Here is a 243-nt window from a genome sequence, read left to right as displayed (position 1 = left end):
TAAGAGCTCAAAAGGCTCTAACTCTTTCCCTCACGCAATTGAGAAACAATATATTTCCTTATTTACAGCACGGGCAACGTTGGAAGAATTAGTATTACTGAAAAAAAATAAAGCTGAACCATTCATTCAAAACACCATTTATACCCCCTATCTATTTACAGGTAGTGCCTTAGAAGATTGGAAAAAGAGCACGATGCGTTATGGCACAACTGGCTCTTTATTTTTATATCAAATAATCCAGTA

General features: G+C 35.4%; 1 pseudogene. It reads left to right on the top strand.

The annotated features are described in order from the left end of the window. Nucleotides 1–243, top strand: a pseudogene (locus tag KVT34_RS30920) (ABC transporter permease subunit); the annotation flags it as partial.

The sequence above is a fragment of the Paenibacillus sp. GbtcB18 genome (assembly GCF_019091125.1).
In the GTDB taxonomy this organism is placed as follows: domain Bacteria; phylum Bacillota; class Bacilli; order Paenibacillales; family NBRC-103111; genus Paenibacillus_F; species Paenibacillus_F chitinolyticus.
This window is presented reverse-complemented; position numbering and strand designations above follow the sequence as displayed.